This window comes from Nguyenibacter vanlangensis (assembly GCF_013376155.1).
GTDB lineage: Bacteria > Pseudomonadota > Alphaproteobacteria > Acetobacterales > Acetobacteraceae > Gluconacetobacter > Gluconacetobacter vanlangensis.
Genome location: NZ_JABXXP010000340.1, coordinates 1 through 3,129 on the forward strand (window position 1 = coordinate 1; position 3,129 = coordinate 3,129).

Here is a 3,129-nt window from a genome sequence, read left to right on the forward strand (position 1 = left end):
AGCGCCGCGCCCGCAAGCGGCCCCTGCAGCGCGATCAGCGCGCGCTCCGGCAGGGCCTCGACCACGCAATCCCCGTCCAGCGCCGCCGTAAGATGCGCCAGGTCCGCATCCTTGCACGCGGCATTGACCACCAGCAGCAGCGCCTCGTCCCCCAGGCGCGAGACCATCAGGTCGTCCAGGATGCCGCCTTGCGCGTCCGTCAGCAGCGCGTAACGCTGGCGCCAGGGTTTCAGCGCCAGGATGTCGGCCGGCACCAGCCGTTCCAGCGCCAGCGCCGCGTCCGCGATGCGCCCCGACCGCGCGCGCAGCCTGACCTGCCCCATGTGGGACACGTCGAACAATCCCGCCGCGGTCCGGGTATGCAGATGCTCGGCCATCACGCCGGCCTTGTACTGCACCGGCATGTCATAGCCAGCAAAGGGCACCATCCGGGCGCCCAGCGACAGATGCAGGTCGTAAAGCGGCGTGCGCAGCAGGTCCCGGCTCATGCCGCGCCCCGCCTGTGGCCGTTCAGGCCGATCGCCGGAAAGGAAAGAGGGAGAAGATACGACATGAACCGAGCCTCCTGAATCCGGTCGCGGATCCGAATGCCCCTTCTGTCGGTTTGCCTGAGATCGCTATCCCGTCGGCGGGCGCGCGAGGCGCCTCTCTCCAGAAGTCCATGCCGGGCGGTCCTTTGGCCTGAGAGTTTCCGGGGCGGTTGCTCCTTCGGCGCCGGCTCGCGCCGGTCTCTCCCGCTTCAGCATCCGGATGCTTGGCACATGTTTCGCAAGCAAGTCAATCGCCCCGTCACATTGTCGCGCGGCCGCGCGGGCTGGATCGGACGGCCCCGCCCGGTATAGGCTCGTCATGGCCGCCAGGAAAGGACACAGTCATGACGAACGCCGCCCCGCTGACCATCATCGCCGAATTCGCGACGACTCCCGAAAACCACCGGAAATTTCTCGAAATCTGCGCCTATGACAGCGCCCGCTCCGTGGCGGACGAACCGGGATGCCGCGCCTTCGACGTCCTGCTGCCCGAGAATGAGCCCGACCGGGTGATCCTGCACGAGATCTATGTCGACCAGGCGGCGTTCGACAGCCATCTCACGACACCGCATTACCAGGTCTTCGCCGACGGCATGGCGACGCTGGGCGTCGAACTGCTCTCGCTGCGCCGGCTGGCCACCCACCGCGCCTGAACGAGGCCAAGGGCGCCCTCCCCGGGCGGCGCGCGGCGGATCGCCGCCGACGCGCACGCCCAAGTCGGGGTTCTATACCAGCGCGTGTCATAGATTGACCGTCCCGCGCTCTCTTTTTCGGGGCGCTGCCCCGAACCCCGCCAAAGGCGATGCCTTTGGAAACCGATTATTTATCAACGTAATGGGGGTAATGGGGTGCAGGGGTCTGTGACCCCTGCCGGGTTCGGGCAGAGCCCGACCTGGACTGGCCTTACCGCGCCGCGGGCAGATGCCGGGCGATATAGGGCGGCAGGTTGAAGGCGCCCGCGTGGATCTCCGGCGTCCAATAGCCGGTCGTCCCCAGAATGCCCGCCGCCTCGGCCCGGGCGCGAATCGTCTCGGCCGGATGGATGGCCGGGTTCGTCCCCTTGGCCGCGATCCCCAGGGTCATGAAGCCGCCGACATAGGTCGGCACCGCCGCGACATAGGCCGACACGTGCGGAAAGAAGCGCGCGCGGCGCAGGCTGGTCTCGCGCAGCTCGTCGGCCTGCATGAAGGGCACGCCGCACTGGTTCACGATGATGCCGTTCGGCGTCAGGATCCGCGCGCAATGTTCATAGAACGAATCCGTGAACAGCACCTCGCCCACCCCGATCGGATCGGTGCTGTCGACGATGATCACGTCGACCGATCCGGTCTCGGCCTTGGCCACGTAATCGATCCCGTCGCCCACGATCACCTCGGCGCGCGGATCGGTCCAGGCATCGCCGGCAATGCCGGGCAGATATTGCTTGGACAGGGCGATCACCTCGCCGTCAATCTCCACCATCACCGCGCGGGTCACGCCGCGATGCTGCAGCACCCGGCGCAGCACGCCGCCATCGCCCGCGCCGATGATCAGCACGCTCTTCGCATCGCCATGCGCCAGCAGCGGCACATGGGTCAGCATCTCCTGATAGACGAATTCGTCACCCTCGGTGATCTGGATCACGCCATCCAGCACGAGCACGCGGCCATGCGTCTCGCTTTCGAAAACGACGATATCCTGAAAGGCACTTTTCGTACGGGCCAGTTCCCTGCGCACCCTGAAGCGCTGCTGCCAGCCTTCATAGAGGGTCTCGCCAAGCCAGTTTTCGCTCATTCCCCGTCTCCCGCTCCGCACGGCATCCGATGTCCGGCCGTCGCTCTTCGGCTTCAGGACACCGGCCATAAAAAAAGAGGCCGGATCGATCCGGCCCCCGATGGTCGGCCCCCCGATGGTCGGGAGAGAAGGCGCCGGGCCCGTCGGGCAACCGGCGCCCGTCGCGTCAGGCGACGCGGCCGCGCCGCTGCTCGTCCACTTCGACCCGCTCCGCCTGGAACAGGCGCTGCATCACCGGGATCGCCAGATTCGGATCGCACGCGCCGCACATGAAGATGTCGACCGCCGCGAAATTCCGTTCGGGCCAGGTGTGGATCGAAATATGGCTCTCGGCCAGAACCACCACGCCCGACACCCCGCCATTCGGCGAGAAATGGTGGAAATGGCTGTGCAGGATGGTCGCACCCGCCGTCACCGCCGCCTCGCACAGGATGCGATCGATCTGCGCCGGATCGTCCAGATTCCGGGCCTCCCAAAGATCGACCAGAAGATGCGTTCCCGCGAACTTCATCCCGTCTTTCTCGACGAAATAATCCTTCCGCTCTTCGTCGTGCGAAGACGGATTAGAAGACACCTGGATATTGCTCGGGAGTTCCGAGACCATCCCCAGCTGAGCAAGTGCGTTCATCACGTACCCCCAAACCAGTAGACAGCCTGTTGGGCGGGATCGCCCCCTTGGGCCAAGGGGGCCGCTGATAAGGCCACCACCCTGCTTATGCAAGTATTTTCCGCGGTTCCGCGCGATTTTTTTTATCCGTTTTCGCCCGCCTGCCCCGCCTGCCCGCCGCGCGGCGTCCCCCGGCCTCCGGCGGATCGGCGTCGGGCC

3 protein-coding genes, 1 pseudogene and 1 riboswitch are annotated in these 3,129 nt (G+C 66.3%); of the genes and pseudogenes, 1 reads left to right on the top strand and 3 read right to left on the bottom strand.

The window, feature by feature from the left end; all coding sequences use genetic code 11:
- A pseudogene (gene gcvT / locus HUK84_RS13445) lies at positions 1 to 488 on the bottom strand (glycine cleavage system aminomethyltransferase GcvT); the annotation flags it as partial.
- Positions 489 to 659: 171 nt separating this feature from the next.
- Positions 660 to 747: riboswitch (glycine riboswitch) on the bottom strand.
- A 127-nt stretch (positions 748 to 874) separates the two neighbouring features.
- Between gcvT and HUK84_RS13450 the strand changes: the two are divergent.
- The gene (locus HUK84_RS13450; protein WP_176640745.1) at positions 875 to 1,183 is read left to right on the top strand and encodes a putative quinol monooxygenase; all 309 of its coding nucleotides are present in this window, start codon (positions 875 to 877) and stop codon (positions 1,181 to 1,183) included.
- Positions 1,184 to 1,433: 250 nt separating this feature from the next.
- Here HUK84_RS13450 and speE read toward each other — a convergent pair whose 3' ends face one another.
- Together speE and speD are read right to left on the bottom strand one after the other, a co-directional pair.
- On the bottom strand, positions 1,434 to 2,303 hold the full coding sequence (speE, locus tag HUK84_RS13455; RefSeq protein WP_176640746.1) for a polyamine aminopropyltransferase: 870 nt from the start codon (positions 2,301 to 2,303) through the stop codon (positions 1,434 to 1,436).
- Between the two features lie 166 nt (positions 2,304 to 2,469).
- Positions 2,470 to 2,931, bottom strand: coding sequence for an adenosylmethionine decarboxylase (gene speD / locus HUK84_RS13460; protein WP_176640747.1), 462 nt, complete (start codon positions 2,929 to 2,931; stop codon positions 2,470 to 2,472).
- Positions 2,932 to 3,129: the final 198 nt, after the last annotated feature.

Bases quoted from the DNA above. Each gene is read 5' to 3' on its own strand.
- speE (WP_176640746.1), bottom strand. From the start codon at position 2,303: ATGAGCGAAAACTGGCTTGGCGAGACCCTCTATGAAGGCTGGCAGCAG.
- HUK84_RS13450 (WP_176640745.1), top strand. From the start codon at position 875: ATGACGAACGCCGCCCCGCTGACCATCATCGCCGAATTCGCGACGACT.
- speD (WP_176640747.1), bottom strand. From the start codon at position 2,931: ATGAACGCACTTGCTCAGCTGGGGATGGTCTCGGAACTCCCGAGCAAT.